Below are 24,053 nucleotides of genomic sequence, written 5' to 3' on the forward strand. Positions count from 1 at the left end.
TTCACCCTCAGGCCGCTGCCGCCACGATGTCGGCATAGCCCTTGGCCTCGAGTTCGAGCGCCAGTTCCTTGCCGCCGGTCTTGATGATGCGGCCACCGGCCAGCACATGCACCACGTCGGGCACGATGTAGTCGAGCAGCCGCTGGTAATGGGTGATCACCAGCGCCGAACGCTCCGGGCTGCGCAGGGCGTTGACACCCTCGGCGACAACCTTCAGTGCGTCGATGTCGAGGCCGGAATCGGTCTCGTCGAGGATCGCCAGCGTGGGTTCCAGCAGCAGCATCTGGAACACCTCGTTGCGCTTCTTCTCGCCACCCGAGAAGCCGACGTTGACGGCGCGTTGCAGGAACTTCTCGTCCATCTGCAGCTGCTTCATCTTGGCCTTGGCGGTCTTGAGGAAGGTCATGGCATCCATGTCGGCCAGCCCGCGATGCTTGCGCACCGCATTGACCGCCGAGCGCAGGAAGGTTGCGTTGGCGACGCCGGGAATCTCGACCGGATACTGGAAGGCGAGGAACATGCCCTCGCGGGCGCGCTCTTCGGTTTCCAGCGCCAGCAGGTCCTGGCCGTTGAAGGTGACGGAGCCAGCGGTGACGTCATAGCCCTCACGGCCCGACAGCACGTAGGACAGCGTCGACTTGCCCGAACCGTTCGGGCCCATGATGGCATGCACCTCGCCCGGTTTGATGACGAGGTCGATGCCGTGCAGGATTTCCTTGCCGTCAACGGTGGCGTGGAGGTTCTTGATCTCAAGCATGGGGGCTGATCCTGATTCTTCGTCTTAACCGACCGAGCCTTCGAGGCTGACACCCAGCAGCTTCTGGGCCTCGACGGCGAATTCCATGGGCAGCTTCTGCAGCACGTCCTTGCAGAAGCCGTTGACGATGGTCGACACCGCATCCTCGGCGGACAGGCCGCGCTGGCGGCAGTAGAACAGCTGGTCGTCGGAAATCCGCGAGGTGGTGGCCTCGTGCTCGACCTTGGCCGTGCGGTTCTTCACCTCGATATAGGGCACGGTATGGCCGCCGCAGCGGTCGCCGATAAGCAGGCTGTCGCACTGCGAATAGTTGCGCGCGCCGGTGGCGCCGGGCAGCACCCGGACCAGGCCGCGATAGGTGTTCTGCGCACGGCCGGCCGAGATGCCCTTCGAGATGATGGTCGACTTGGTGTTCTTGCCGAGATGGATCATCTTGGTGCCGGTATCGGCCTGCTGGGCATTGTTGGTCACCGCCACCGAGTAGAACTCGCCGACGCTGTCATCGCCCTGCAGGATCACCGACGGATACTTCCAGGTGATCGCCGAGCCGGTTTCGACCTGGGTCCAGGAAATCTTGGCCCGGGCGCCGCGGCAGGCGCCGCGCTTGGTGACGAAATTGTAGATGCCGCCCTTGCCATTCTTGTCGCCCGGATACCAGTTCTGCACGGTGGCGTAACGGATTTCGGCGTCTTCCATGGCGACCAGCTCGACCACCGCGGCATGCAGCTGGTTCTCGTCGCGCATCGGCGCGGTGCAGCCTTCGAGGTAGGAGACATAGGCGCCCTTGTCGACCACGATGAGCGTGCGTTCGAACTGGCCGGTCTTGGCCTCGTTGATGCGGAAATAGGTGCTGAGCTCCATCGGGCAGCGCACGCCGGGCGGCACATAAACGAAAGAGCCGTCGGAGAAGACCGCCGAATTGAGCGTGGCATAGAAATTGTCAGCCACCGGCACCACCGAGCCGAGATACTTCTGCACCAGTTCCGGATGCTCGCGCACGGCTTCCGACATCGAACAAAAGATGATGCCGAGATCCTTCAGCTTGTCCTTGAAGGTGGTCGCCACCGAGACGCTGTCGAACACGGCATCGACGGCAACGCCGGCAAGAATCTCGCGTTCCTTCAGCGGGATGCCGAGTTTCTCGTAGGTCGCCAGCAGGTCCGGATCGACCTCGTCGAGGCTTTTCAGCGTCTTCTTCTTCGGCGCCGAATAGTAATGGATGTCCTGGAAGTCGATCGGCGGATGGCTGATCTTGGCCCAGCCCGGCTCGCCCTTCTCGCGCTCCATCTTCAGCCAGGTGCGAAAGGCCTTCAGCCGCCACTCCAGCATCCATTCCGGCTCGCCCTTCTTGCCCGAGATGAAGCGGACGGTGTCCTCGCTCAGGCCCTTGGGCAGGATGTCGGATTCGATGTCGGTGACGAAGCCGTATTTGTATTCGCCGCCGAGATTGCGGACGGTTTCGATGGTTTCAGCATTGGCAGGCATGGGGCGACCTGTCCTCTGGACTCTAGCTGTTGGACACGACCGCGCTGACAGTGCGCGGCGGCAGGGGGGCGAAGAAATCGTAGGGCTGCGCCAGCTCGGCGAGCGTCACGCCTTCCAGCGCGCCGCGGATCGCCGTGTTGATGCGGTTGATGCCACGCCGGGAGACGCAGAGATTTTCCCGGTCACAGGCGCTCGGCCCGCTGGTCGAGCATTGGGTCAGGGCGATCGGACCGTCGAGCGCGGTGATGATGGCCGCCACCGTGGTCACCGCGGCCGGCTGCGCCAGGCGATAGCCGCCGCGGGCGCCACGCTGCGAGGCGAGCAGGCCGCCCTTGGCCAGCCGCGCCATGATCTTGGCGACTGTCGGTCCGGGCAGGCCGGTGGCCGCCGCGGTATCGGCAGCGTTATGGGCGCCATCGGGATCGGCGGCCACATGGGCCATCACCATGACGCCGTAGTCAGCCAGGCGACTGAGGCGCAACATCCTGCAAATCCTTCGCAATTTCACGCCCGACCCGAATCTTCGGGCCCGGCGGCGGCAAATAAGACCAATCTGGTCTGGATTGCAAGATGATTTCCGGACGGCGGATGTCAACCCCATCAACCATTTCGAACAAAACAGGAATATGGTAAGCAGACATACAACCGACCCGTTCGCCATGTCCGAGCCCGCCGAAACCAGCCCCCAGCCAGAAGCGCCGTCACCGCGCAAGATCATCCATGTCGACATGGATGCCTTCTATGCCTCGGTCGAACAGCGCGACAATCCCGACCTGCGTGGCCGGCCGGTGGCGGTCGGCGGTGCCCGCGAGCGCGGCGTGGTGGCGGCCGCCAGTTACGAGGCGCGGACCTTCGGGGTGCGCTCGGCGATGGCCTCGGTGACGGCGCTGCGCAAATGCCCGGAGCTGGTCTTCGTCAAGCCGCGCTTCGACGTCTATAAGGCGGTGTCGCGGCAGATCCGCGAGATTTTCGCCGAATACACCCCGCTGATCGAGCCGCTGTCGTTGGACGAAGCCTATCTCGACGTCACCGAAAACCTGAAGGGCATGCCGTCGGCCTCCATCATCGCCGAGGAAATCCGCGCCAGGATTCGCGACGCCACCGGCCTGACCGCCTCGGCCGGCATCTCCTACAACAAGTTCCTCGCCAAGCTTGCGTCCGACGAGAACAAGCCGAATGGCCAGTTCGTGATCACGCCACGCATGGGGGCCGATTTCGTCGCCGGCCTGCCGGTCGGCAAATTCCACGGCATCGGCCCGGCCACGGCGGCGAAGATGCAGGGCCTCGGCATCGCGACCGGCAGCGACCTGCGCGAGCGCGACCTCGATTTCCTGCGCCGGCATTTCGGCAAGTCGGGCACTTTCTATTACTGGATTTCGCGCGGCATCGACGAGCGCCCGGTGCGGCCCGACCGCATCCGCAAGTCCGTCGGCGCCGAGAATACCTTTGGTGCCGACCTGCATGATGTCGATGCCGCCTGGGCGGAGCTGCAGCCGATCATCGGCAAGATCTGGTCCTATTGCGAGGCGTCGGGCATTCGCGGCCGCACCGTCACGCTGAAGGTGAAATTCGCCGATTTCCGGCAGATCACCCGCAGTCGCAGCACCGCGCAGCCGGTCGCTTCGGCGGCCGAACTGGCCGGCACCACACAGGATCTGCTGGCCGGCGTCTTCCCGGTGCGCAAGGGCATCCGATTGCTCGGCGTGACCCTGTCGGGACTGGAAAGCCGGCAGGAAACGCAAGCCGACGAAGCCGCGCCGCAGCTTCGCCTGCTGCTCTAGCCGGCGTTCACGGAGGCGTGATCCGCCGACGGATTGGCGCTGGCCCACCCATCCCTATGTAGAAACGGCGTACCCGCCCCTTCTCTCTTTCCCCAGGTGCAGACATGAAGAAACAGCTTTTCACGGCGTTCGCTCTCGGGCTTTCGCTGCTCAGCGGCGTGGCCATGGCCCAGAGCACGACCACCCGCCTGCGCGGCACGATCCAGCAGGTCAGTGACGGCACGCTCGCCATTACCACCGGCGACGGCAGGACCGTCACCGTCGCGCTGACCGACAAGACCCATGTGATCGGCATCAGCCGCGCAACGATGGGCGACATCAAGCCCGACAGCTATATCGGCACCGCCGCCATCCCGCAGGCCGATGGCAGTCAGGTGGCGCTGGAAGTCTCGGTCTTCGATCCCGCCATGCGCGGCGTCGGCGATGGCCATTACGCCTGGGACCTCGCGCCGGGCAGCACCATGACCAACGGCGCCGTCGGCGACCTGGTCGGCACCAGCGGCCGCACCATGACGGTGAAATACAAGGGCGGCGAGCAGAAGGTGATGGTGCCGAAGTCCGTGCCGATCGTGGCGGTGGCCCCGGCCGACCGCAGCCTGCTGAAAGCCGGCGCCCATGCCATCGTCATCGCGCCACAGGGCAGCGGCGGCCCGCAGGAAGCGGTCGCCGTGCTGGTCGGCCGGGATGGCGTTGTCCCACCCATGTGATCCGGAAATAGATGGGCCCGGCGGCGGGACTTTTCTGCCCTTGTCCCGCTGCCGGTTTACCCCCCTTTAAGGGGGGATGGCCTATGCAGGGCCGGCCGGCATGAGGAGACGGCACCGGCATGAACCGCAAGCAGCGACGGGCACAGGAAAAAATGGCCGCCAAGGCGGTGCCGGGGCAGCCGGCGATGGACCCCGCGCGCCGCGCCGCCCTGCTGGAAGCCAACCGGCTGAACGACCAGGCCCTCGACCTGCACCGCGCCGGCAAAGTCGCCGCGGCGCTCGCTGCCCTGCAGCAGGCCATCGCGACCTTTCCCGACAACCCGCTCTACCACAACAACCTCGGCGAACTGCTGCGCATGAGCGGCGATGCGGCCGCCGCCCTGCCGCATTTCGACCGCGCCATCGCACTCGCGCCCAAATACGCCGCCGCCCACAACAACCGCGGCAATGCCCTGCGCGACCTGAAACGCCCGGCCGAGGCGATCGCCGCCTGCCAGATGGCGGTCGAGCTGCAGCCCGACTATGCCGAAGCGCACAACAACACCGCCGCGGCGATGATGGACATGCGGGCGTTTACCAGCGCGCTCGAGCCGCTGCGGCGCGCCATCGCGCTGAACCCCAATATTGCGATCTTCCACCAGAATCTCGGCCTGACGCTGAGCAGCCTTGGCGACATGGCAGAGGCCGAAATGGCCTTTGCCGCGGCGATCCGCCTCGACCCCGGCATGATCGAGACGCAGATCGCGATGGGCGACCTGGCGCGCGGCCGCGGCGAGTTCGACGAGATGCTGCGCTGGTACGGCCAGGCCTGCCGGCTGAAGCCCGGCCATGGCGAGGCGCATCTGCGCTATGGCGCCGCGCTGATGATAAAGGGTGACTACAGCGCCGCCTGGCCGCATTTCGGCGCACGCTGGACCGTCGAGACCATGGCGACCGACAAGCGCCCCTTCACCCTGCCGTTCTGGCAGGGCGAGGCGATTCCGCCCGGCGGCAGGATGCTGCTGTTCACCGAACAGGGCGTCGGCGAGATTCTCGCCCTGACCAGCCTGGTTCCCGAACTGCTGGCCCGCGGCATCACCCCGGTGATGGAAGTCGAGCCGCGCCTGGTGCCGCTGTTCCGCCGCAGCTTTGCCGGCATCGAGGTGCTGGCGCGCGAAACGCCGGCCAATCCGCGGCTGTTCGAGGCCGACCTTGTCGTGCAGGCCAGCCTGTTCGACCTTGCCGCCGTGTTCCGCCATCGGCCCGAGGATTGCACCGGCGCCCTGCCGCTGCGCGTCGACGAGGCGCGCACCGCCGCGCTGCGCGCGCGCTATCGCCAGGGCCAGGATATGCCGCTGGTCGGCGTCGCCTGGTACAGCGGCAACCGCGAGATCGGCGCGCCGAAGAGCGCGAGCCTCACCGCGCTGTCGCCCTTCCTGACCCTGCCCGGTTTCCGCTTCGTCGACCTGCAATACGGCAATCGCGCCGAAGATCGCGCCGCGCTCAAGGCCGCCCACGGCGTCGACCTGCTGTATGACACCGAGATCGACCAGATGCAGGATCTCGACGGTTTCGCCGCCCAGGTCGCCGCCATGGACATGGTGATCACCACCAGCAACACCACGGCGCATATGGCCGGCGCGCTCGGCAAGCCGACCTGGGTGATGCTGCACAAGGGTATTTCGCCGCACTGGTACTGGGGCCGTGACGGCGAGACCACGCCGTGGTATCCGACCCTGCATCTGCTGCGCCAGAGCGTCGACGGCGACTGGTTCACCCCGGCACTGCAGGCCGCAGGTGAACTGCGCCGCCTGGTGCCGGCGGCCGCCTGAGACCGGCCTGAAATCCGGCTGGCGGTTGCAGCCGGGACGAAATCCGACCATCCTGCGCCGCCGGACAGGCATTTTTTGTATGACAGACGCATCCCGCAATCCCGCCGCAATCCCGCTCGACGCCGCCTTCCGCGCCGCCATGCGCCGGCTGGCCGCCACTGTGACGGTGATCTCGACGCGCGCCGATGACGGCATCCGCCACGGCATGACGGCGACGGCGGTGACCTCGGTCTCGGCCGATCCGCCGGCGGTGCTGGCCTGCGTCAACCGCTCGGCCGCCCTGCATGCCCAGCTCCATCTCGGCCAGCTGTTCTGCATCAACCTGCTGCATCGCAGCCAGCAGCGGCTGTCGGAAGTGTTCAGCGGCGCCATGGAAGGCGAAACCCGTTTCGCCGAGGGCAGCTGGCTGAGCGATGCCGCCGGCGTGCCCTATCTCGACGGCGCCCAGGCGAATATCTTCTGCGAGATCGAGGCAATCCACGCCTATGGCACCCATTCGATCTGCATCGGCCGGGTGACCGGCGCGATCAGCCGCGCCGATGTCGACCCACTGGTCTACCAGGATGGCTGCTACATGGGCACAGCGCGGATTGAAGGTGGTCCGATCGATGCCTGCGGCCCCGGGCCCGACCAGGATAGCTGACCCGGGGACAGCTGATCAGGAATACAGCGACACGGCCTTGAGCAGGCGGCGGAATTCGTCCACCACCTGGCGCTCGGTGCGCTCGTTCAGCTTCACCGTACTTTTCAGCCGGCGCGGCCGCAGCGGCAGCACGCGGGCTGGCGACGGCGGCGCACCGTAGGAGACCGGGCGCACCGCCGGACGCGGCGGCAGCGGCGTGACGGTGGCGGCCGGACGCGGCTTTGCAGCCGGTGCCGTCGCAGCCTTGCCCGGCAGCGGCGCCAGCAGCAGCTTCGGCAGCTCGCGGAAGCCCGATGACGCATGCACCTCGATGCGATGGGTCTCGCCGGGCATTTCCTCGATCAGCAGCAGGGTCGGGAACCGCGCCGCCAGCAGCGCGAAGGTCTCGTCGGCGAGGAAGGACGGCTCGGGGATGGCGCACCAGCGCTGCTCGCCCTCGAAACCGATCGGCCGGCGCCGCGCGCGATAGAGCCTGGCAAGGCCGTCGGCGAAACCCGGGTCCTTCTGGAACACCAGCACCACCTGGCGGTGCAGGTCGGCCGGGCTCTGGCGCCGCACCACCATCAGCACAAGGTCGGCCGGCTGGGCGCCGAGCGCCGCGGCGGCGCCGAAAAAGCCCAGCACCGTGCCGGCCGCCCGCACATCCTGGGTCAGGAAGTTCAGGCGGGCGGCATGGCGAAGCGTGCCGATCGGCGCGAAGAAGCGCGGCTGCAGTCTCATACCCCTATCCTACCCGTCCCACCGGCCCCACGATACAGGATTTCCCCCGTTTGTCTTGGTTAACCGCCGAAGATGCGGCCGGCCAGCAGGGCCACCCAGCCGAAATGCCAGGCCAGCCAGAGCAGCGCGACCAGCAGGACCAGCACGCCATAGAGCAGCCAGGGCTGGCGCCGTTCGGCGTAAGGGTCGGTCAGTGCCCGCTCGGCACCGGGCGGCAGTCTGGCGACCTGGGTCAGGCTGGCGCCGAACGGGATGTTGATGCGCGCCCGGGCATTCACCGCCCAGCCATTGGCATCGAGGATCGGGCCGAGGTTGCGTTCGCGCAGCTTCATCGCCGCGATCACCATCGACGGCCCCGATACCAGCAGGATGACCCCGACGATGGCGAGCGGAATCTGCCACCAGCTCAGGTTCAGGAGCCCGGTGACCACCGAGGCCAGCGCCGTGCCGATGGCGCCCAGTGCAAGCCCGATGGCGGCGAAAATGCCGGCGAAGCGACCGGCGTCGAAGGCTGGCGGCGCCGGCTTGGCCTCGGGCGGCGGCGTGCCGGTGGCGGCGGCCGCGCCGGTGGCGACGAGCTGCGAGGTCATCTGCGTTTCGGTCGCCTTGCCGCGCGCGGCGGCGAATTTCTCGATCTGGTCGCCGATGAACTTGCCGACTTTCCTGAACGGCATCCAGAAGGCTTCGCGGATCGAGATCGGATGGCTGACGATGCGGGTGACCACGGCATCCCAGTCGTTGCCCTGGCGGTCGTAGAAAATGCCGTGGCGGCCGACCGACAGCAGGTCGGCATCGCCGCCGGTGATGCCGGCGGCAATCGTCAGCTTCTCGGCGCTGCCCTTGCGGGTGCAGTCGCAGTACAGCAGGTAGATGCGGCTGTTGGTCGCCATCGCCGCATGCTTGGCGACATCGTCGACCTGGACGCAGAGGTCGCAGGAGCGGCCGTCGATGTAGAGCGTGCCGATCTGGAAGATGGCGCGGGCGCGGCGCGTGTAGAAATCGCGGAACGAGACGAAGTTGTTGAGCAACGGCACCAGGTCGCGCACGAAGCGGGCGAGCTTTTCGACCGCGGCGACCGATTCAAACTCCGGTGCCAGCGCCGCATCCTCGGCGATCAGCGCGGTGATCGCGGCGCGGCTGGTGCCGGCGCGGATGGCACGGATGCGGTCGATGCCGAGTGCCTCGACCAGCGCGCCGGCCTTGCGACCCTGCCAGGCGATGCAGGGCGCCAGTCTGGCGCCGATCGCCTGCCAGTCGGCCTCGGTCAGCGCCTCGCGCGGCCCCAGCAGCGGCATGACGACGGCATCGCGGAAGCGCGCCATCGCCTCGGCCCAGGCGGGATTGACGCCGCCCGGCGTCGCCAGCGGCAGGGCGCGGCCGGCCTCGACACGGGCGAGCGGGAAACCGGCGACCGGCGCACGCCCCATCGAGTCCGGGCCGGCCGAGAGGTCGGCACCGGCGATGGCGGCGAAGGCTGCCGCATCGGCATTCAGCGCGGCGGCGGCCACCGGATCGAAGGCGGCAAGCCGGCAGCGGAAGAAATAATCCTCGATCTTGGCCTTCACCGCCTGCAACGCGGTCAGCGCCGGCAGCGAGGCCTCGCCCAGCGGCAGCAGCGCGGCATCCTTCTCGGCCTCGTCCATCCAGGCGGCATAGGCGTCGAGCGCGGCGAAGAAGCTGTCGCATTCGGCCTGGCCGATGCCGGCGAGGCCGCCGCGGTCGGGCCGGCTGCCGGCGAGGTCGACGATCTGGCGCATCACTGCGGCCGTCTCGGCATCCGCCGCGGCCTCGGGCGGCACGATGCCGTCGCCGTTGAGCCGGCTGCCGGCAAAGATCGCCTGCAGGTCGGCGGCCTCGGCCGGCGTGATCGCGGCGGCCTCGCTGCGGCCGAGGTTGCCGAGGATGCGTTTCGCGGATGCCAGAATGGCGGCACCGTCCGGCACGCTGGCGTCGATCAGCGACAGCGGCAGCGCGGCATGGCCGTTGAACAGCGCATCGGCATCGGTGACCAGGCCGAGGGTCCAGCCCAGCGCGCCGAGCAGTTCCGGCACCCGGATGCGCCTGTCGCCGTCGGCATCGATCAGGGCGAGCGTGCGGCGGTCGAATTCGACGCTATGCGCCGGGCAGGCCAGCGCCAGCCAGAGCTTCTGGTCGAGCCCGCCGGTGCCGTCGGCCGACGCGGCGCCGTCCAGCCCGGCGAGCGCCCGGAGGTCGGCACCGCTCTCGATGCGGACCTGGTCGAAGCCGCCGGCCCGGAAAAACCGCCAGCGATGGCGGCCGTTGCCGGGACCACGGGCGGGGCCATGGGCGGGGACTGTGCGGGTGTCGGTCTCGGCCATGGGCGGGCTCCGGCTTGCGGGAAAACACTCTATGTGCCGGAATTTGAAGCAGATTTCCGCCGTCTTGGCCAGCAAAAGCCGGTGGTTCGCCCCGGCCCGGCCCGGCCCGTTTGTGACCGTTTCGGACCGTTTGTGCCCGTTTCTGCCCGCTGGTGCCCGTTTCTGCCCGCTGGTGCCCGTTTCTGCCCGCTGGTGCCCGTTTGGGACCGCTGGTGACCGTTTCGGCCCGTTCGGGACCGTTTCTGCCCGCTGGTGCCCGTTCGGGACCGTTTGGGACCGCCGCGCCCCTGCGCCGACCGGCCAAAACGCGGCCCCGCCAGCCGGGAGACAGGGACAGTGTCGGGAGATAGGGACTGGCCGCGGCCAATCAAGAGCATCCCGCCAAGAGCATCCCGCAAGTGCAACACGGACGGGTAGACTGGGGGCCGGCCGCCTGATTCGCATTGCGCCACGCCGGGGGCCGGGGTGATGTGTTCAAGCCGTGGTGCTGCGCGTGGGGAGGAGCCTGCCGATGCTGATCAACTGTGTCGCCTATCGCGACGGCAAGAAGCTGGCCGAACCGCCGGTGCAGGAAATCGACCGCTATGTCGGCCAGCAGGACACCTTCGTCTGGGTGGCGCTGAAGGATGCCAAGCTGGCCGAGCTGGAGGAGATGCAGGAGGAATTCGCCCTGCACGACCTCGCCGTCGAGGATGCGCAATACGGCCACCAGCGGCCGAAGATCGAGGAATACGGCGACCAGCTGTTCGCCGTGATGCACCTGCTGGAAATGGGCTATGACGGCGAGCTGAACCGCGGCGAGGTCGATGTCTTCGTCGGCCGCGACTTCGTGCTCAGCGTGCGCAGCGGCAGCAAGTCGGATTTCCTCGGCGTGCGCCGCCGCGCCGAGGCCGAGCCCGAGCTGCTCAAGCTCGGCTCGGGCTTTGTGTTCTACGCGCTGATGGATGCGGTGGTGGACCGCTATTTCCCGATCATGAACGCGCTGGAGGACGAGCTGGAGAAGCTGGAAGAACAGATCTTCGCCACCGGCCCCGGCGGCCAGCGCCGCGCCGGCGAGGCGCGCGAGACGATCCAGCGGCTCTATGCGCTCAAGCGCAAGGCCGGCATGGTGAAACATGCGGTGGCGCCGCTGATGGAGGCGGTCGGCCGGCTCTATGGCGGCCGCATCCCGCGGCCCTGCATGGGGCTCAGCGAATATTACCGCGACGTCTATGACCACCTGAACCGGCTGAACGTTTCGGTGGATACCATGCGCGAGACAATCGCCACGGCGATCCAGGTGAATTTCTCGATGGTGGCGATCGAGGAAAGCGAAGTGAACAAGCGGCTGGCGGCCTGGGCCGGCATTTTCGCCATCGCCACCGCCTTTGCCGGCATCTGGGGGATGAATTTCGACGGCATGCCGGAACTGCACTGGAAATACGGCTACCCGGTGGCGCTCTGCCTGATGGCCGGGGTGTGCGGCTTCCTGTTCTGGCGCTTCAAGAAGAGCGGGTGGCTGTAGAAAAAATTATTGGAACTGAGCGCGGGTACGCCAATCATGGACAAAAGCGAAAAAGCCGCCGCTCTATACTTATCTCACCAAGGTTATACGAATATAAAATTCGAACCGGACGGAAATATCCCTCCCGACTTTGTTATCGACAATAGAATTGCTGTAGAAGTGCGGCGATTAAATCAGCACTTCCAGACTGGCGATAAGACACGGGGTCTTGAAGAGGCCGAATATCCACTTGTAAGCAAACTTCAAAAACTTCTTAAGCAACTTGGCCCTACGCCACCCAAAGAAAGTTGGTATGTATTTTTTCAGTTTTCTCGGCCACTCCCAAAGTGGAGAATAATTAAAGACCATATAACACAGCATTTAAGTCACTTCTCTTCATTAGGATGCAGAGAAAATAGTGACTTTAGATTGACAAGAAATTTTAAGTACCATGTCGCCCAGACAGGAGAGTTGAAAGATACGTACTTCCGTTACGGCGGCCATAACGATCACGACTCTGGCGGCTGGGTGGTTGCCGAGATAATTAGAAATCTAGATATCTGCGTAAAAGAAAAATCCGAAAAGACGGCGAAGTATCGCTCACGATATTCGGAGTGGTGGCTGGTTCTCCCTGACCATATTGGCCGTGGTCTATTGGATGAGAATGATAAACAGCAACTGCGGACAGCATTCAAAATGCGGCAAGACTGGGATCGCATCATCCTTGTGAATCCGGAGAACCCCGTTCACGGATTTGACATTTGAATACGTCTTAGCTTCCAACACTGGTCGCGCCATCGAAGCCAAAGGACCCCCCTCAGAATCCCCCCGCCATCGAGCGTTCGCCCTGCTCGCGGCGGATGCGGTGGAAGCCGTCCACCGTCTGGCGGATGATGTCGGCGACCGGCAGCACTTCGTGGATCAGGCCGGCGGTCTGGCCGGCGAGGCCGACCGAGGCCTCCATGTCGCCGCCGAAATAGAGCTGCTGCACCGTCTTCAGTTCGGCGCGGTCCATGCTGCCGGCCGCGTAAAGCGCCAGGCTGCGTCCGGTCTTGAGCGCGCGCACGCAGGGCGTGCCGCTGCGGTTCAGCATCACCGTGCCGGTATCGGCGGCATCCACGATGGCCTGCTTGTAGTTCGCATGCACCGGGCTTTCGGCCGAGGCGACGAAGCGGGTGCCCATCTGGATGCCCTCGGCGCCGAGCGCGAAGGCCGCCGCCATACCGCGGCCGTCGCAGATGCCGCCGGCGGCGATCAGCGGCAGGTCGACCGCCTCGCGGATCGCCTGCAGCAGCACCAGGGTCGAGACATCGTCGGGGTTCTTGAAGCCGCCGCCCTCGCCGCCCTCGACGATCAGGCCGTCGACGCCAGCCTCGGCCGCCTTCAGCGCGGCGGCGAGCGTGGGGACCACATGGTAGACCACCTTGCCGGCGTCCTTCAGCGGCCCGAGCAGCTTGCCCGGCGATCCGGCCGAGGTCGACACGAAGGTGACCGGCGCATTGCACACCGCATCGACCATGCGGGTGTCGCGCAGGAACAGCAGAGGCAGATTGATGCCGAAGGGCCGGTCGGTCAGGTCGCGCATTTTCGCGATCTCGGCGATGCAATTATCGGTCTCGCCCGAGGAGGTCTCGATGATGCCGAGGCCGCCGGCATTGCTGACGGCGGAGGCCAGCGGCGCGCGGGCGATCCAGCCCATCGGCGCCTGCACGATGGGATACTGCGCGCCGGTCTGGGCGATGACGCGATTCATGGATGTTCCTCCCCGTCTGCCATTCATTTTATGCGGCTGTCCCGCCGCTGGTTCGGGCCGCAGGCTAGACCGGCTGCCGCAGAGGAAGGCAAGCGGCGCGGCTGCGCCGTAACGCAGTGCCGCATGCTGAAAATGTCAGTGGGGCTTTCGCAGTGGAGGAAAAATGGTGGGCGCACCAGGGCTCGAACCTGGGACCCGCTGATTAAGAGTCAGCTGCTCTACCAACTGAGCTATGCGCCCATTTTTCCTGCGACGACGGGTCGTCGAAAGCCGCGTGAAAATATCCGGATTCGACGGAAATGCAAGGGCTTCGGGCCGGGGAAATTGCTTTTTTGCGCCAGCGGCTTAGAGGCCGGCCACGGCCGCCCCGCAGCGGTCAGAGCCCCGACATATGGCGGGGAATCTCGACATCGCGGTGCACATAGACGCCGATCAAGAGCCCCATGCCGACCAGCAGGGTCAGCATCGCGGTGCCGCCGTAGGAGACCAGCGGCAGCGGCACGCCGACCACCGGCACCAGGCCGGAGACCATGGCGACATTGATGAAGACATAGAAGAACATCATGATCGTCACGCCGCCGGCGACCAGCCGGCCATACTGGCTGCGCGCGCGCAGCGCGATGGCATAGCCATAGGCGATCAGCAGCAGGTAGAGCGTCAGCAGCACGAGGCCGCCGATCAGGCCGTGTTCCTCGGCCAGCATGGTGAAGATGAAGTCGGTCTGCTTCTCGGGCAGGAAGCTCAGGTGACTCTGGGTGCCCTGCAGGAAGCCCTTGCCGGAAAAGCCGCCGGAGCCGAGCGCGATCTTCGACTGCAGGATGTGATAGCCGGCGCCGAGCGGGTCCTGTTCGGGGTCGAGGAAGATCAGCACGCGCTTTTTCTGGTAGTCGTGCAGGAAATTCCACGCCAGCGGCATGACGGCGACGCCGCCGGCAATCGCCAGCAGGAATTTCCAGATCCGCACCCCGGTGAAGAAGAACACGCCGCCGCTGGTGGCCAGCAGCAGCATGGCGGTGCCGAGGTCGGGCTGTTTCATCACCAGCGCCACCGGCAGCAGCACCATGCCGAGCGGCACCAGCAGCCAGCGGATGCGGCCGACCTCGTCGAAGCTCATGCCGTGGAAATAGCGGGCCAGCGCCAGCACGATGGAAATCTTCATGATCTCGGAGGGCTGCACGCTGAGCAGGCCGAGGTCGAGCCAGCGCTGCGCCCCCATGCCGACGCGGCCGACCACGTCGACGGCGACCAGCAGCACCACGGCGACGCCGTAGAACAGGTAGGACAGCCGCATCCACAGGCGGATGTCGGTCACCGCGATGACGATCATGATGGTGGTGCCGATGGCAAAGCGCGCCATCTGGCGGTCGGCCCAGGGATCGATGCTGCCGCCGCCGGCGGAATACAGCGTGGCGAAGCCGACGCTGGCGATCAGGCCGATCAGCAGCACCAGGCCCCAGTTCACGTCGCGCAGCTTGCGGCCCAAGCTGAGATCGTTGCCGCGGGCGGACCAGTGCACCATGGTCAGCCGCCTTGCCCGTTGCCGCGCTGGGCCAGCCGCGTCGCGGCATCCAGAGCCGGGGACGTGGCTGCGGCCGGGGATGCGGCTGCGGCCGGGGCCGTGGCTGCCTGCAGGTCGCCCGGGCCGTCATTGGCGCTGGCGGTCACCCCGCCGGCGGCGCCGCGGTTGCGGCGCGAGGGATCGAGGCGCTGCACTTCCAGCAGCAGGTCGCGGGCGACCGGCGCCGCCGCCGTCGAGCCGCCGCCGCCATGCTCGACGATCACCGCGCAGGCATAGCGCGGCGCCTGCACCGGCGCATAGGCGACGAACAGCGCGTGGTCGCGTTCCTCCCAGGGCTTTTCCTCGTTCTTGCGCACCCGGGTCTCGCGTTCCAGCTTGGTGATGCGGCGCACCTGGGCCGAGCCGGTCTTGCCGGCCATGGCATACTGCGCCTCGGTGATGCGGGCGCGCGAGGCGGTGCCGCGCGGCGGCGTGGTCACCCGGATCATGCCCTCGTGGATCATGTCGAGATAGTCGCGCCTGACGCTGATCGCCGGCCAGCGGTCGCTCGCCAGGCGCCTGTCGTGGTCGGTGCCGAGGTAATCCCCGTCGCGCACGATGCGCGGCTCGACGGCATAGCCGCCGTTGGCGATGCGCGACACCATCACGGCAAGCTGCAGCGGCGTGGTCAGCACATAGCCCTGGCCGATGCCGGTGACGAGGTTCTCGCCCTGCGCCCAGGGCTGGCCGAGCACGGCCTTCTTCCAGGCGCGGGTCGGGATCAGGCCCTTGCGCTCGCCGGTCAGCGCGATGCCGGTGGCCTCGCCGAGACCGAAGCGGTTCGCCATCTCGGCGATCTTGTCGACGCCGGTGCGCCGTGCCGCCTCGTAGAAGAACACGTCGCAGCTTTCCTCCAGCGCGCTGACCACGCTCATGGTGCCGTGGCCGCCCTTGCGCCAGCAGTGGAAGGTGGCATTGCCGAATTCGATATGGCCGGGGCAGAAGACGCGGGTATTGGCGTCGATGGCGCCGGATTCCAGCGCCGCCATGCCGACCATCATCTTGAAGGTGGAGCCCGGCGGATACTGGCCCTGGATCGCCTTGTTGGTCAGCGGCTTGTATTTGTCGGTCGACAGCAGCTTCCACTGCGCCTGGGTGATGCCGACGTTGAACCAGTTGGGATCGAAGCCGGGGTTGGAGACCAGGCTGAGGATCTCGCCGGTATGGATGTCCATCACCACGGCCGCCGAACTCTCGCCGCTCAGCCGGTCGATGGCATAGCGCTGCAGCTCGGCGTCGATGGTCAGCACCACGTCGTCGCCGGGCTGGCCGTCGGTGCGCTCCAGCTCGCGGATGGCGCGGCCGTAGGCGTTGACCTCGATCTGGCTGTGGCCGGCGCGGCCGCGCAGCCGTTCGTCGAACACCTTCTCGACGCCGCTCTTGCCGACGCGGAAGCCGGGCAGTTCGAGCAACGGGTCGTCGCCGATCTCGGTATCCGAGACGGCACCGACATAGCCGACCACATGGCTGAAGGCATCGGCGTAAGGGTAATCGCGGGTCTCGCCGACATCGAGCTGCACGCCCGGCAGGTCGGGGCTGTGCAGGTTGATCTTGGCGAAATCCTCCCACGAGAGATTCTCGGCCACCACCACGGGGACGAACTTGCGGTGCCGGTCGATGTCGCGCTTGACGCGCTGGCGCTGGCCGTCGTCGATCGGGATCAGTTCGCCGAGCGCCGTCAGCGTCGCGTCGACGTCGTTGTTGGCCTGTTCGGCGACGATCATGACGCGGTAGTTGCGCCGGTTGGTGGCCAGTTCGGTGCCCCAGCGGTCGAGGATGCGGCCGCGGCGCGGCGACAGCAGCCGCATGCTGATGCGGTTCTCGTCGGCCAGCAGGGCGTATTTGTCGGATTCGACCACCTGCAGGTAATACAGCCGGCCGGCCAGCAGGCCGAACAGCGCGATCTGCGCCGTGCCCAGCAGCAGCGCGCGGCGGGTGAAGACGCGCTGCAGGTCGGTGTCGCGGCGATTCATCGCCATGGTCAGAGTTCCGGCAGGACGGGCCGCAGCCAGCGCCGTTCGATGCGGCTGAGCAGCCAGTAGACCGGCGGATAGCAGGCCAGCGACAGTGCCCATTGCGCGAGGCGCGGCGGCACCGGCAGCAGGGTCCAGTTGAGCAGGCTGATCATCGCCCAGCCGGCCAGCGTGACGGCGCTGACCACCAGGGCGAAGGCGACCCAGTTGACCAGGAAGGACGAGCCGAGAAAGACCCGGCGCTGCGACACGCCGAGCTGGTGCGCCAGCAGCAGCATCATGGCATTCAGCCCGACCGGCCCGCCGCTGAGCAGGTCGAGCACCAGGCCGATCAGGAAGGCGCCGGCCATGGTCATCAGGTCGGCGCGGAAGATGCTCCAGTAGAAGATCGCCATCAGCGCCAGCGACGGCGCCACCAGTTCCATATGCGGCAGGCCGAGCGGGGTGAGGCCGACCAGCCCGAGCACGAGGCTGCTCAGCAGCGGCAGGAAGGCGCGCAGGCGGCGGTTGGTCTGGGTCAGCAGGGCGTCCATGCGGCCGCCTCAGGGCTGCTGCAGGGGCACTGCCGGGGCGCCACCGCGCGCGGCGGCCCGCTCGGCGCGGGCCTGCTCGTCGGGATCGAGGCGGGTCTCGTCGAACTGCATGAGACGCAGGAATTCCAGGCGCGACAGGTCGACGAAGGGCCGCACCCGCACGCCGCCGTCGCTGACCGTGGCGACTTCGCCGACCGGAATGCCGGCCGGGAACTGGCCGCCGTCGCCCGAGGTGACGACGCGCTGGCCGACCGCCGGCTTGGCGGCACCGGACAGGTATTCCAGCTTCGGCAGGTCGGAATTGTCGCCGGCCAGCACGGCGCGATGGCCGCCCTCCTGCAGCATCACCGGCAGGCGCGAGTTCAGGTCGGTCAGCAGCAGGACGCGGGCGGCGCGCTGGCCGACCTCGGCGACCCGGCCGACATAGCCGCCCTCGCCGATCGCCGCCTGGCCCTTGCGGACGCCGTCGCGGGCGCCGACGTTGACCAGCACGGTGCGCACGAAGCTGCCGCCGCCATCGGCGATGACGCGGCCGGTGACGAAGGTCTGGCTGAGGTCCGGGCCGGCCGAGAGCAGGCGGCGCAGCGCGGCATTGTCCTGTTCCAGCCGGCGCGACACGTCCTGCCACTGCAGCAGGCGGGCATTCTCGGTGCGCAGGCGGAAATTCTCCTCATGGACATAGAGGATGTCGTCGACCCAGCCGATCATGGCGTTGACGGCGGCGACCGGCTGCGCGACCACGGTCAGCAACGGCTCGGCGATGTCGGCGATCACCGCGCGGGTGCGTTCGACCAGCGGGCGTTCGGTGCGGCTGATGATGACGAGGCCGATGGCGGCGGCGAGCAGCAAAAGGAACGCGAAGCGCTGCAGCAGCGCCCGCAGAGGCGCTGCAACCCATGCACTCCGTCCGGTCCGTCCCCGCATAATGCCCGTCAGACCCCTCCGCTACGCCGTATCGCCCGGTGCCTCCCCGGGATCAGTACGGCGGGTTGTACAGCACGTGCTTGAGCGTCTTCATCTCCTCGAGCGCGCGGCCGGTGCCGAGCGCCACGCAGGACAGAGGCTCGTCGGCAATCGACACCGGCAGGCCGGTGGCGTGCCGCAGCACGAGATCGAGATTGCCCAGAAGCGCGCCGCCGCCGGTGAGCACGATGCCCTTGTCGACGATGTCGGCCGCCAGTTCCGGCGCGGTATGCTCTAGCGCAACCTTGACCGCCTCGACAATGGCGCCGACCGGCTCGGCCAGGCTCTCGGCGATTTGTCGCTGATTGATCACAAGTTCCTTGGGCACGCCGTTCATCAGATCGCGGCCCTTGATCTCCATCGACAGGCCGTTGCCGTCTTCCGGCGGCGCCGCCGAGCCGATCTGCTTCTTGATGCGCTCGGCCGAGGCCTCGCCGACCAGCAGGTTATGGTTGCGGCGGATATAGGCGATGATCGCCTCGTCCATCTTGTCGCCGCCGACGCGCACGGAACGCGAATAGACGATGCCACCGAGCGAGAGGACGGCTACCTCGGTGGTGCCGCCGCCGATATCCACAACCATCGATCCGGTCGGCTCGGTCACCGGCAGGCCGGCGCCGATCGCGGCGGCCATCGGCTCCTCGATCAGGAAAACCCGGCGGGCGCCGGCCGATTCGGCCGAATCCATGATGGCGCGGCGCTCGACCGCGGTGGAGCCCGAGGGGACGCAGATGATGACCTGCGGCGAGGCGAAGCTGCGGCGGTTATGCACCTTGCGGATGAAGTGCTTGATCATCTCCTCCGCCACCTCGAAATCGGCGATCACGCCGTCGCGCAGCGGCCGGATGGCCTCGATGTTGCCAGGCGTGCGGCCCAGCATCTGCTTGGCCTCGTCGCCGACGGCCAGAACCTGCTTTTTTCCGCGGTTATTGGTGATTGCCACCACCGACGGCTCGTTCAGCACGATGCCCCGGCCCTTCACGTAAACCAGGGTGTTGGCCGTGCCGAGATCGATGGCCATATCGGCCGACATGAAACCCATCAAACGCGAGAACATCGAGTAGTCACCTCACCAACCGGAATATCGCGCCGTTATCGCCTCGGCTCCGGAACGGCGCAAGCCCCGGACCCCATATTTTCCGCCTGTTTCCGACCGGTCGGCGCATTCAGGCACTCATCGCCGCCGGGGCGGTCTTTTCCCGCTTCACCAGCAGCTTGTTCAGTGCGTGGATATAGGCCCGGGCGCTCGCCACCAGGGTATCGGCATCCGAGGCCTGGCCGTTCACGGTCTTGCCCTGCTCCTCCAGCCGGACGGTCACCTCGGCCTGGGCGTCGGTGCCCTGGGTGACGGCATGGACCTGGTAGAGCTGCAGGTTGGCCTGGTTCGGGAACAGCGCCTTGATGGCATTGAAGGTGGCATCGACCGGGCCGTTGCCGGTCGCCTTGACCGACTTCAGCGCGCCGTCGATTTCGAGTTCCAGCTCGGCGCTCTGCGGCTCCTTCGAGCCGGCGATCACCTGCAGCGAGACGAAGCGGATGCGGTGGCTGTCGTGGGCGACCGCATCGTCGACCAGCGCGATCAGGTCCTCGTCGAAGACCTCCTTCTTGCGGTCGGCGAGATCCTTGAAACGGCCGAAGGCATCGTTGAGCTGGTTCTCGGCGAGATTGAAACCGAGTTCCTCCAGCTTCTTGCGGAAGGCATGGCGGCCGGAATGCTTGCCCATGACGAGCGTCGAGCGGTTCAGGCCGACCGATTCCGGCGTCATGATTTCGTAGGTACCGGCATGCTTGAGCATGCCGTCCTGGTGGATGCCGCTTTCATGCGCGAAGGCATTGGCGCCGACGATCGCCTTGTTCGGCTGCACCACGAAACCGGTGACCGCCGAGACCAGCCGCGAGGCCTTCATGATGTCGGTGGTCTTGATGCCGGTTTCAAATTGCATGACATCGGGGCGCGTGCGCAGCGCCATCACGATCTCTTCCAGCGCGGCGTTGCCGGCGCGCTCGCCAAGCCCGTTGATGGTGCATTCGACCTGTCGCGCGCCGCCCTGGACGGCGGCCAGCGAGTTGGCAACCGCGAGACCGAGGTCGTTGTGGCAATGCGCGGAAAATCTGGCTTTATCGCTGTTCGGGATGTTGCCGATCAGGAAGCGCATCAGCGCGGTATATTCCTCCGGCACGGTGTAGCCCACCGTGTCGGGCACGTTGATCGTGGTGGCGCCGGCCTTGATCGCGCTCTCGATCAGGCGGCAGAGGAAGTCGCGGTCGGACCGCGTGCCATCCTCGCAGCTCCACTCGACATCGTCGCAGAGATTGCGCGCGTAACTGACGCTGTCGATCACTGCCTGGTGCACCGCCTCGGGTTCCATCTGCAGCTTGTACTTCATGTGCAGCGGCGAGGTGGAGATGAAGGTATGGATGCGCGCGCGCTTGGCCGGGCGTAACGCCTCCCAGGCGCGGTCGATGTCCTTGCGCCCGGCGCGGCTGAGACCGCAGACGGTGGACTCCGTGACGCGCTTGGCGATCTCGTTGACCGCCTCGAAGTCGCCGTTCGACGCAATCGGAAAGCCGGCCTCGATCACATCGACGCCCATGCCTTCGAGCACCGAGGCGATCTTCAGCTTCTCTTCGAGATTCATCGAGGCGCCGGGCGACTGCTCGCCGTCGCGCAGGGTGGTGTCGAAGATGATGACGCGCTCGCGCGTTGGTTGGTTGTTGCTGGCCATGTCACACGCCCTCTCCCGGCGCGTCCCGCCAGAGGCCTGGCCGGACGATCCGATTCTGCCGCAAATTCCGTGTCTTAACCATAGTGTACACGCTTCGGCTCAATTCGATCAAAGGGCGAAAAGTTCCGCCGGGACATGGACTTACGTCCCCACTCTGCGACAGCATGCTTAACAGTCGATGAATTCCCCATAAATCCGGGGAAATCCTTTAATAGCCTGAAAAGGCGGCACAATCATGACTGGTGCCGAAGCCGCCCCGACAGAACCCGCGCGCGGGGCCCGTCCTGCAACCGGCCGGAACCGCCCGCAGTCAGTCGAGCGACAATGGCACGTCGTCGGCCAGTACCTTCTGCAGCCGCCGGGCGCCGGCACCGGGCAGCGGGGTATAGGCGATCATGCGCAGTTCGGCCGGGGCATCGACGGTGAAGGCGGTATGCTCGAACTCGATCTCGCCGTGGCGCGGATGGCAGAGCACCTTGACGCCCTCGCCCTGGCCGAGCAGGTCCTGCTGCGGCCACCAGCGCTGGAATTCCGGGCTGGCGGCATTGAGGTCGGCGACGAGCTGCTGGAAGGCCGGATCGCCCGCGGCGCGTCCGTAATTGACACGGAACCGCGCCAGCACGCGGCGCGCCGCCTTTTCCCAGTCGCGGGTCAGCCGGCGATAGGCGGGGGCGGTGAACATCATCCACAGGATATTGCGACTCTCGACAGCCAGGCTGGCGTAATCGCCGATCAGGCAGGTGGCCGGCCGGTTCCACGCCACGACATCCCAGCGCGCGGTCTTCACATAGACCGGATAGGGATGCGCATCGATCATATGCTGCAGGTTCGGCGTCACGCTCTGCAGGTCGATGGCCGGGCTTAGCGGCGGCAGGCGGCCATGCGCCAGGGTGAAGAGATGCGCGCGTTCCACCGCATCGAGGCGTAGCGCGCGGGCGAGATTCTCGAGGAAATGCGCCGAGACGCGGATGTCGCGGCCCTGCTCGAACCAGGTGTACCAGGTGATGCCGACCCCGGCGAGCTGGGCAACCTCCTCGCGGCGCAGGCCGGGCGTGCGCCGGCGCGGCCCCGCCGGCAGGCCGACATCGAGCGGCCCGAGCCGGGAGCGCCGGCTGCGCAGGAAAGCCGCCAGATCCTGCCGTTCGTCGCTGACTGCCTGCACCATGGGAACCTGCCGCTGCCTGTTACTTTCAGTAATAGGATAAGAAGACATATAGTAATAGCTTAAAACCGCCCTATCCTGTCCCGCAATCCCGGCACTGTCGAGCAAAAACGACAGGCCTCCTCCCCCGGACCGACAGGACTTTCCCATGGCCGAAACCGCCGCCTGCGCCGATGCCACTCCTGTGCCCGCAGACACCGCCCGCAACGCCTGGCGCCCCTGGGCCGGCCTCGCCGTGATGCTGACCGGCACCTTCATGGCGGTGCTCGACGTCTTCATCGTCAACATTGCCATCCCCGACATGCGCGGCACGCTGGAAGCCAGCTTCGCCGAACTGCAGTTCGTCATCGCCGCCTACGGCCTGACCTATGCGGTGATGCTGATCACCGGCGGCCGGCTCGGCGACATCTTCGGCCGGCGCCGCATGTTCATGGCAGGGCTCGCCGGTTTCACGCTGGCCTCGCTGGCCTGCGGCCTTGCGCCGACCGCCCCGGTGCTGATCGGCTCTCGCATCCTGCAGGGGCTGGCTGCCGCCGTGCTGTCACCGCAGGTCTTTGCCATGATGCGCGTCGGCTTTACCAACGACCGCCAGCGCGCCACGGCGTTTGCCTGCCTCGGTGTCGTCTACGGCCTCAGCTCGGTTTCGGGCCAGCTGCTCGGCGGCCTGCTGGTCGAGGCCAACCTGTGGGGGCTGGGCTGGCGGCCGGTCTTCCTGATCAACCTGCCGCTCGGCCTGATCGCGCTGATTGCCGCGCCGCTGCTGATCCCGGAATCGCGCAATCCGGAGGCGCGCCGGCTTGACCTGCGCGGCGTGGCGATGAGCGCCGGCGGCCTGTTCCTGCTGCTGTTCCCGCTGATCGAGGGCCGCGAGGCCGGCTGGCCGGCCTGGGCCTTCGGGCTGCTGGCGCTGTCCGTGCCGGTGCTGGCCGCCTTCGCCTGGGACCAGCAGCGCAAGTCGCGCCGCGCCCATCACGGGCACGCCCACCATACACCGGGCCCCTCGCCGCTGCTGGAGATGCGGCTGTTCCGCAACCCGGTCTTCGCGCTCGGCGTGCTGATCGTGCTGGCCTTCACCTCGACCCAGAGCGCCTTCTACCTGTCGCTCAGCCTGACCCTGCAGAACGGCCTGCACCACACGCCGCTGCAGGCCGGTCTCGTCTTCGCGCCGCTGGCCGTCGCCTTCATGGCCGTCTCGCTGCTGGCCGGCCGCATTGCCGGCCGCTACCGGCATGGCATGCTGATCGGCGGCGCCGCTCTCGTCGCGCTGGCCTTTCTCGCCATCGGCTTCACCGCCTGGCAGGACGGCGCGACCCTGGTTTCCATCCGGCTGGTGCCGGCGCTGGTGCTGATCGGCATCGGCAGCGGCTTTTTCATGACGCCGCTGCTCAATGCCATCCTCAGCAGCGTGCCCGGCCCGGACAGCGGCGCCGCCAGCGGCATGATCACCACCATGCAGCAGACCGGCAGCGCCTTTGGCATCGCGGTCGTCGGCATCCTGTTCTTCGGCCGGCTCGATGCCGGCGGGCCGGCCGCCTACGAGCAGGCGCTGGCGCTCGCCGCGCTCTATGGCGCCGGCGGCTGTGGCCTCGCCGCCCTGCTGCTGCTGCGCCTGTGGCACCGGCAGCGGCGACCGGTCGCGGCCTGAATGCAAACGGCCGC

Annotated in this window: 20 protein-coding genes and 1 tRNA gene; 7 read left to right on the forward strand and 14 right to left on the reverse strand. The window is 67.0% G+C overall.

The features are described 5' to 3' along the window. Positions 1-7: 7 nt before the first annotated feature. From sufC to ACFOOQ_RS02300, 3 genes are read right to left on the reverse strand one after another with little or no spacing between them, the layout of a single operon-like run. Positions 8-757 carry a Fe-S cluster assembly ATPase SufC gene (sufC, locus tag ACFOOQ_RS02290; RefSeq protein ID WP_379721180.1) on the reverse strand — a complete coding sequence of 250 codons (750 nt, stop codon included), beginning with the start codon at positions 755-757 and terminating at the stop codon, positions 8-10. A 24-nt stretch (positions 758-781) separates the two neighbouring features. Beyond that, positions 782-2,242, reverse strand: coding sequence for a Fe-S cluster assembly protein SufB (gene sufB, locus ACFOOQ_RS02295; protein WP_379721183.1), 1,461 nt, complete (start codon positions 2,240-2,242; stop codon positions 782-784). A 22-nt stretch (positions 2,243-2,264) separates the two neighbouring features. Next, positions 2,265-2,726 carry an SUF system Fe-S cluster assembly regulator gene (locus tag ACFOOQ_RS02300; RefSeq protein WP_379721186.1) on the reverse strand — a complete coding sequence of 154 codons (462 nt, stop codon included), beginning with the start codon at positions 2,724-2,726 and terminating at the stop codon, positions 2,265-2,267. Positions 2,727-2,901: 175 nt separating this feature from the next. Here ACFOOQ_RS02300 and dinB point away from each other — a divergent pair, with 175 nt between their 5' ends. From dinB to ACFOOQ_RS02320, 4 genes are all read left to right on the forward strand, one after another. Then, the gene (gene dinB, locus ACFOOQ_RS02305) at positions 2,902-4,023 is read left to right on the forward strand and encodes a DNA polymerase IV (protein WP_379721189.1); all 1,122 of its coding nucleotides are present in this window, start codon (positions 2,902-2,904) and stop codon (positions 4,021-4,023) included. Positions 4,024-4,127: 104 nt separating this feature from the next. Then, on the forward strand, positions 4,128-4,730 hold the full coding sequence (locus tag ACFOOQ_RS02310) for a hypothetical protein (protein WP_379721192.1): 603 nt from the start codon (positions 4,128-4,130) through the stop codon (positions 4,728-4,730). Positions 4,731-4,849: 119 nt separating this feature from the next. Then, entirely contained in the window at positions 4,850-6,541 is a 1,692-nt protein-coding gene (locus ACFOOQ_RS02315) for a tetratricopeptide repeat protein (RefSeq protein WP_379721195.1), read from the forward strand. Positions 6,542-6,620: 79 nt separating this feature from the next. Then, the gene (locus ACFOOQ_RS02320; RefSeq protein ID WP_379721198.1) at positions 6,621-7,184 is read left to right on the forward strand and encodes a flavin reductase family protein; all 564 of its coding nucleotides are present in this window, start codon (positions 6,621-6,623) and stop codon (positions 7,182-7,184) included. Between the two features lie 15 nt (positions 7,185-7,199). Here ACFOOQ_RS02320 and ACFOOQ_RS02325 read toward each other — a convergent pair whose 3' ends face one another. Both ACFOOQ_RS02325 and ACFOOQ_RS02330 read right to left on the reverse strand, forming a co-directional pair. After that, positions 7,200-7,904 (reverse strand): hypothetical protein, encoded by a 705-nt coding sequence (locus tag ACFOOQ_RS02325; RefSeq protein WP_379721201.1) that lies wholly within the window; start codon positions 7,902-7,904, stop codon positions 7,200-7,202. 59 nt (positions 7,905-7,963) lie between these two features. Continuing rightward, entirely contained in the window at positions 7,964-10,243 is a 2,280-nt protein-coding gene (locus ACFOOQ_RS02330; RefSeq protein WP_379721203.1) for a hypothetical protein, read from the reverse strand. A 511-nt stretch (positions 10,244-10,754) separates the two neighbouring features. Here ACFOOQ_RS02330 and ACFOOQ_RS02335 point away from each other — a divergent pair. Further along, complete coding sequence (locus ACFOOQ_RS02335; RefSeq protein WP_379721205.1) at positions 10,755-11,747, forward strand: magnesium and cobalt transport protein CorA; 993 nt, start codon at positions 10,755-10,757, stop codon at positions 11,745-11,747. Positions 11,748-11,783: 36 nt separating this feature from the next. Further along, complete coding sequence (locus tag ACFOOQ_RS02340) at positions 11,784-12,491, forward strand: hypothetical protein (protein ID WP_379721207.1); 708 nt, start codon at positions 11,784-11,786, stop codon at positions 12,489-12,491. Positions 12,492-12,543: 52 nt separating this feature from the next. On the opposite strand, the gene ACFOOQ_RS02345 is transcribed toward ACFOOQ_RS02340, so the two are convergent. From ACFOOQ_RS02345 to ACFOOQ_RS02385, 9 genes are all read right to left on the reverse strand, one after another. Then, positions 12,544-13,479 (reverse strand): NAD(P)H-dependent flavin oxidoreductase, encoded by a 936-nt coding sequence (locus ACFOOQ_RS02345; protein ID WP_379721209.1) that lies wholly within the window; start codon positions 13,477-13,479, stop codon positions 12,544-12,546. Positions 13,480-13,643: 164 nt separating this feature from the next. Next, positions 13,644-13,719 (reverse strand) — tRNA-Lys (locus tag ACFOOQ_RS02350). A gap of 136 nt (positions 13,720-13,855) precedes the next feature. Further along, on the reverse strand, positions 13,856-14,998 hold the full coding sequence (rodA, locus tag ACFOOQ_RS02355) for a rod shape-determining protein RodA (protein ID WP_379721211.1): 1,143 nt from the start codon (positions 14,996-14,998) through the stop codon (positions 13,856-13,858). Positions 14,999-15,000: 2 nt separating this feature from the next. After that, complete coding sequence (gene mrdA, locus ACFOOQ_RS02360) at positions 15,001-17,016, reverse strand: penicillin-binding protein 2 (RefSeq protein WP_379721213.1); 2,016 nt, start codon at positions 17,014-17,016, stop codon at positions 15,001-15,003. A 2-nt stretch (positions 17,017-17,018) separates the two neighbouring features. Then, positions 17,019-17,543 carry a rod shape-determining protein MreD gene (gene mreD, locus ACFOOQ_RS02365; protein ID WP_379721215.1) on the reverse strand — a complete coding sequence of 175 codons (525 nt, stop codon included), beginning with the start codon at positions 17,541-17,543 and terminating at the stop codon, positions 17,019-17,021. 9 nt (positions 17,544-17,552) lie between these two features. Beyond that, entirely contained in the window at positions 17,553-18,392 is an 840-nt protein-coding gene (gene mreC, locus ACFOOQ_RS02370; RefSeq protein WP_379721217.1) for a rod shape-determining protein MreC, read from the reverse strand. A 127-nt stretch (positions 18,393-18,519) separates the two neighbouring features. Beyond that, positions 18,520-19,563, reverse strand: a complete 1,044-nt coding sequence (locus ACFOOQ_RS02375) for a rod shape-determining protein (protein ID WP_298725991.1) — start codon at positions 19,561-19,563, stop codon at positions 18,520-18,522. 109 nt (positions 19,564-19,672) lie between these two features. Continuing rightward, positions 19,673-21,232 carry a 2-isopropylmalate synthase gene (locus ACFOOQ_RS02380; protein WP_379721220.1) on the reverse strand — a complete coding sequence of 520 codons (1,560 nt, stop codon included), beginning with the start codon at positions 21,230-21,232 and terminating at the stop codon, positions 19,673-19,675. Between the two features lie 310 nt (positions 21,233-21,542). Further along, positions 21,543-22,397, reverse strand: coding sequence for a helix-turn-helix transcriptional regulator (locus ACFOOQ_RS02385; RefSeq protein ID WP_379721222.1), 855 nt, complete (start codon positions 22,395-22,397; stop codon positions 21,543-21,545). 145 nt (positions 22,398-22,542) lie between these two features. Here ACFOOQ_RS02385 and ACFOOQ_RS02390 point away from each other — a divergent pair, with 145 nt between their 5' ends. Continuing rightward, positions 22,543-24,039 carry an MFS transporter gene (locus ACFOOQ_RS02390; RefSeq protein WP_379721224.1) on the forward strand — a complete coding sequence of 499 codons (1,497 nt, stop codon included), beginning with the start codon at positions 22,543-22,545 and terminating at the stop codon, positions 24,037-24,039. Positions 24,040-24,053: the final 14 nt, after the last annotated feature.

The organism is Ferrovibrio xuzhouensis, from assembly GCF_042648965.1.
GTDB lineage: Bacteria > Pseudomonadota > Alphaproteobacteria > Ferrovibrionales > Ferrovibrionaceae > Ferrovibrio > Ferrovibrio xuzhouensis.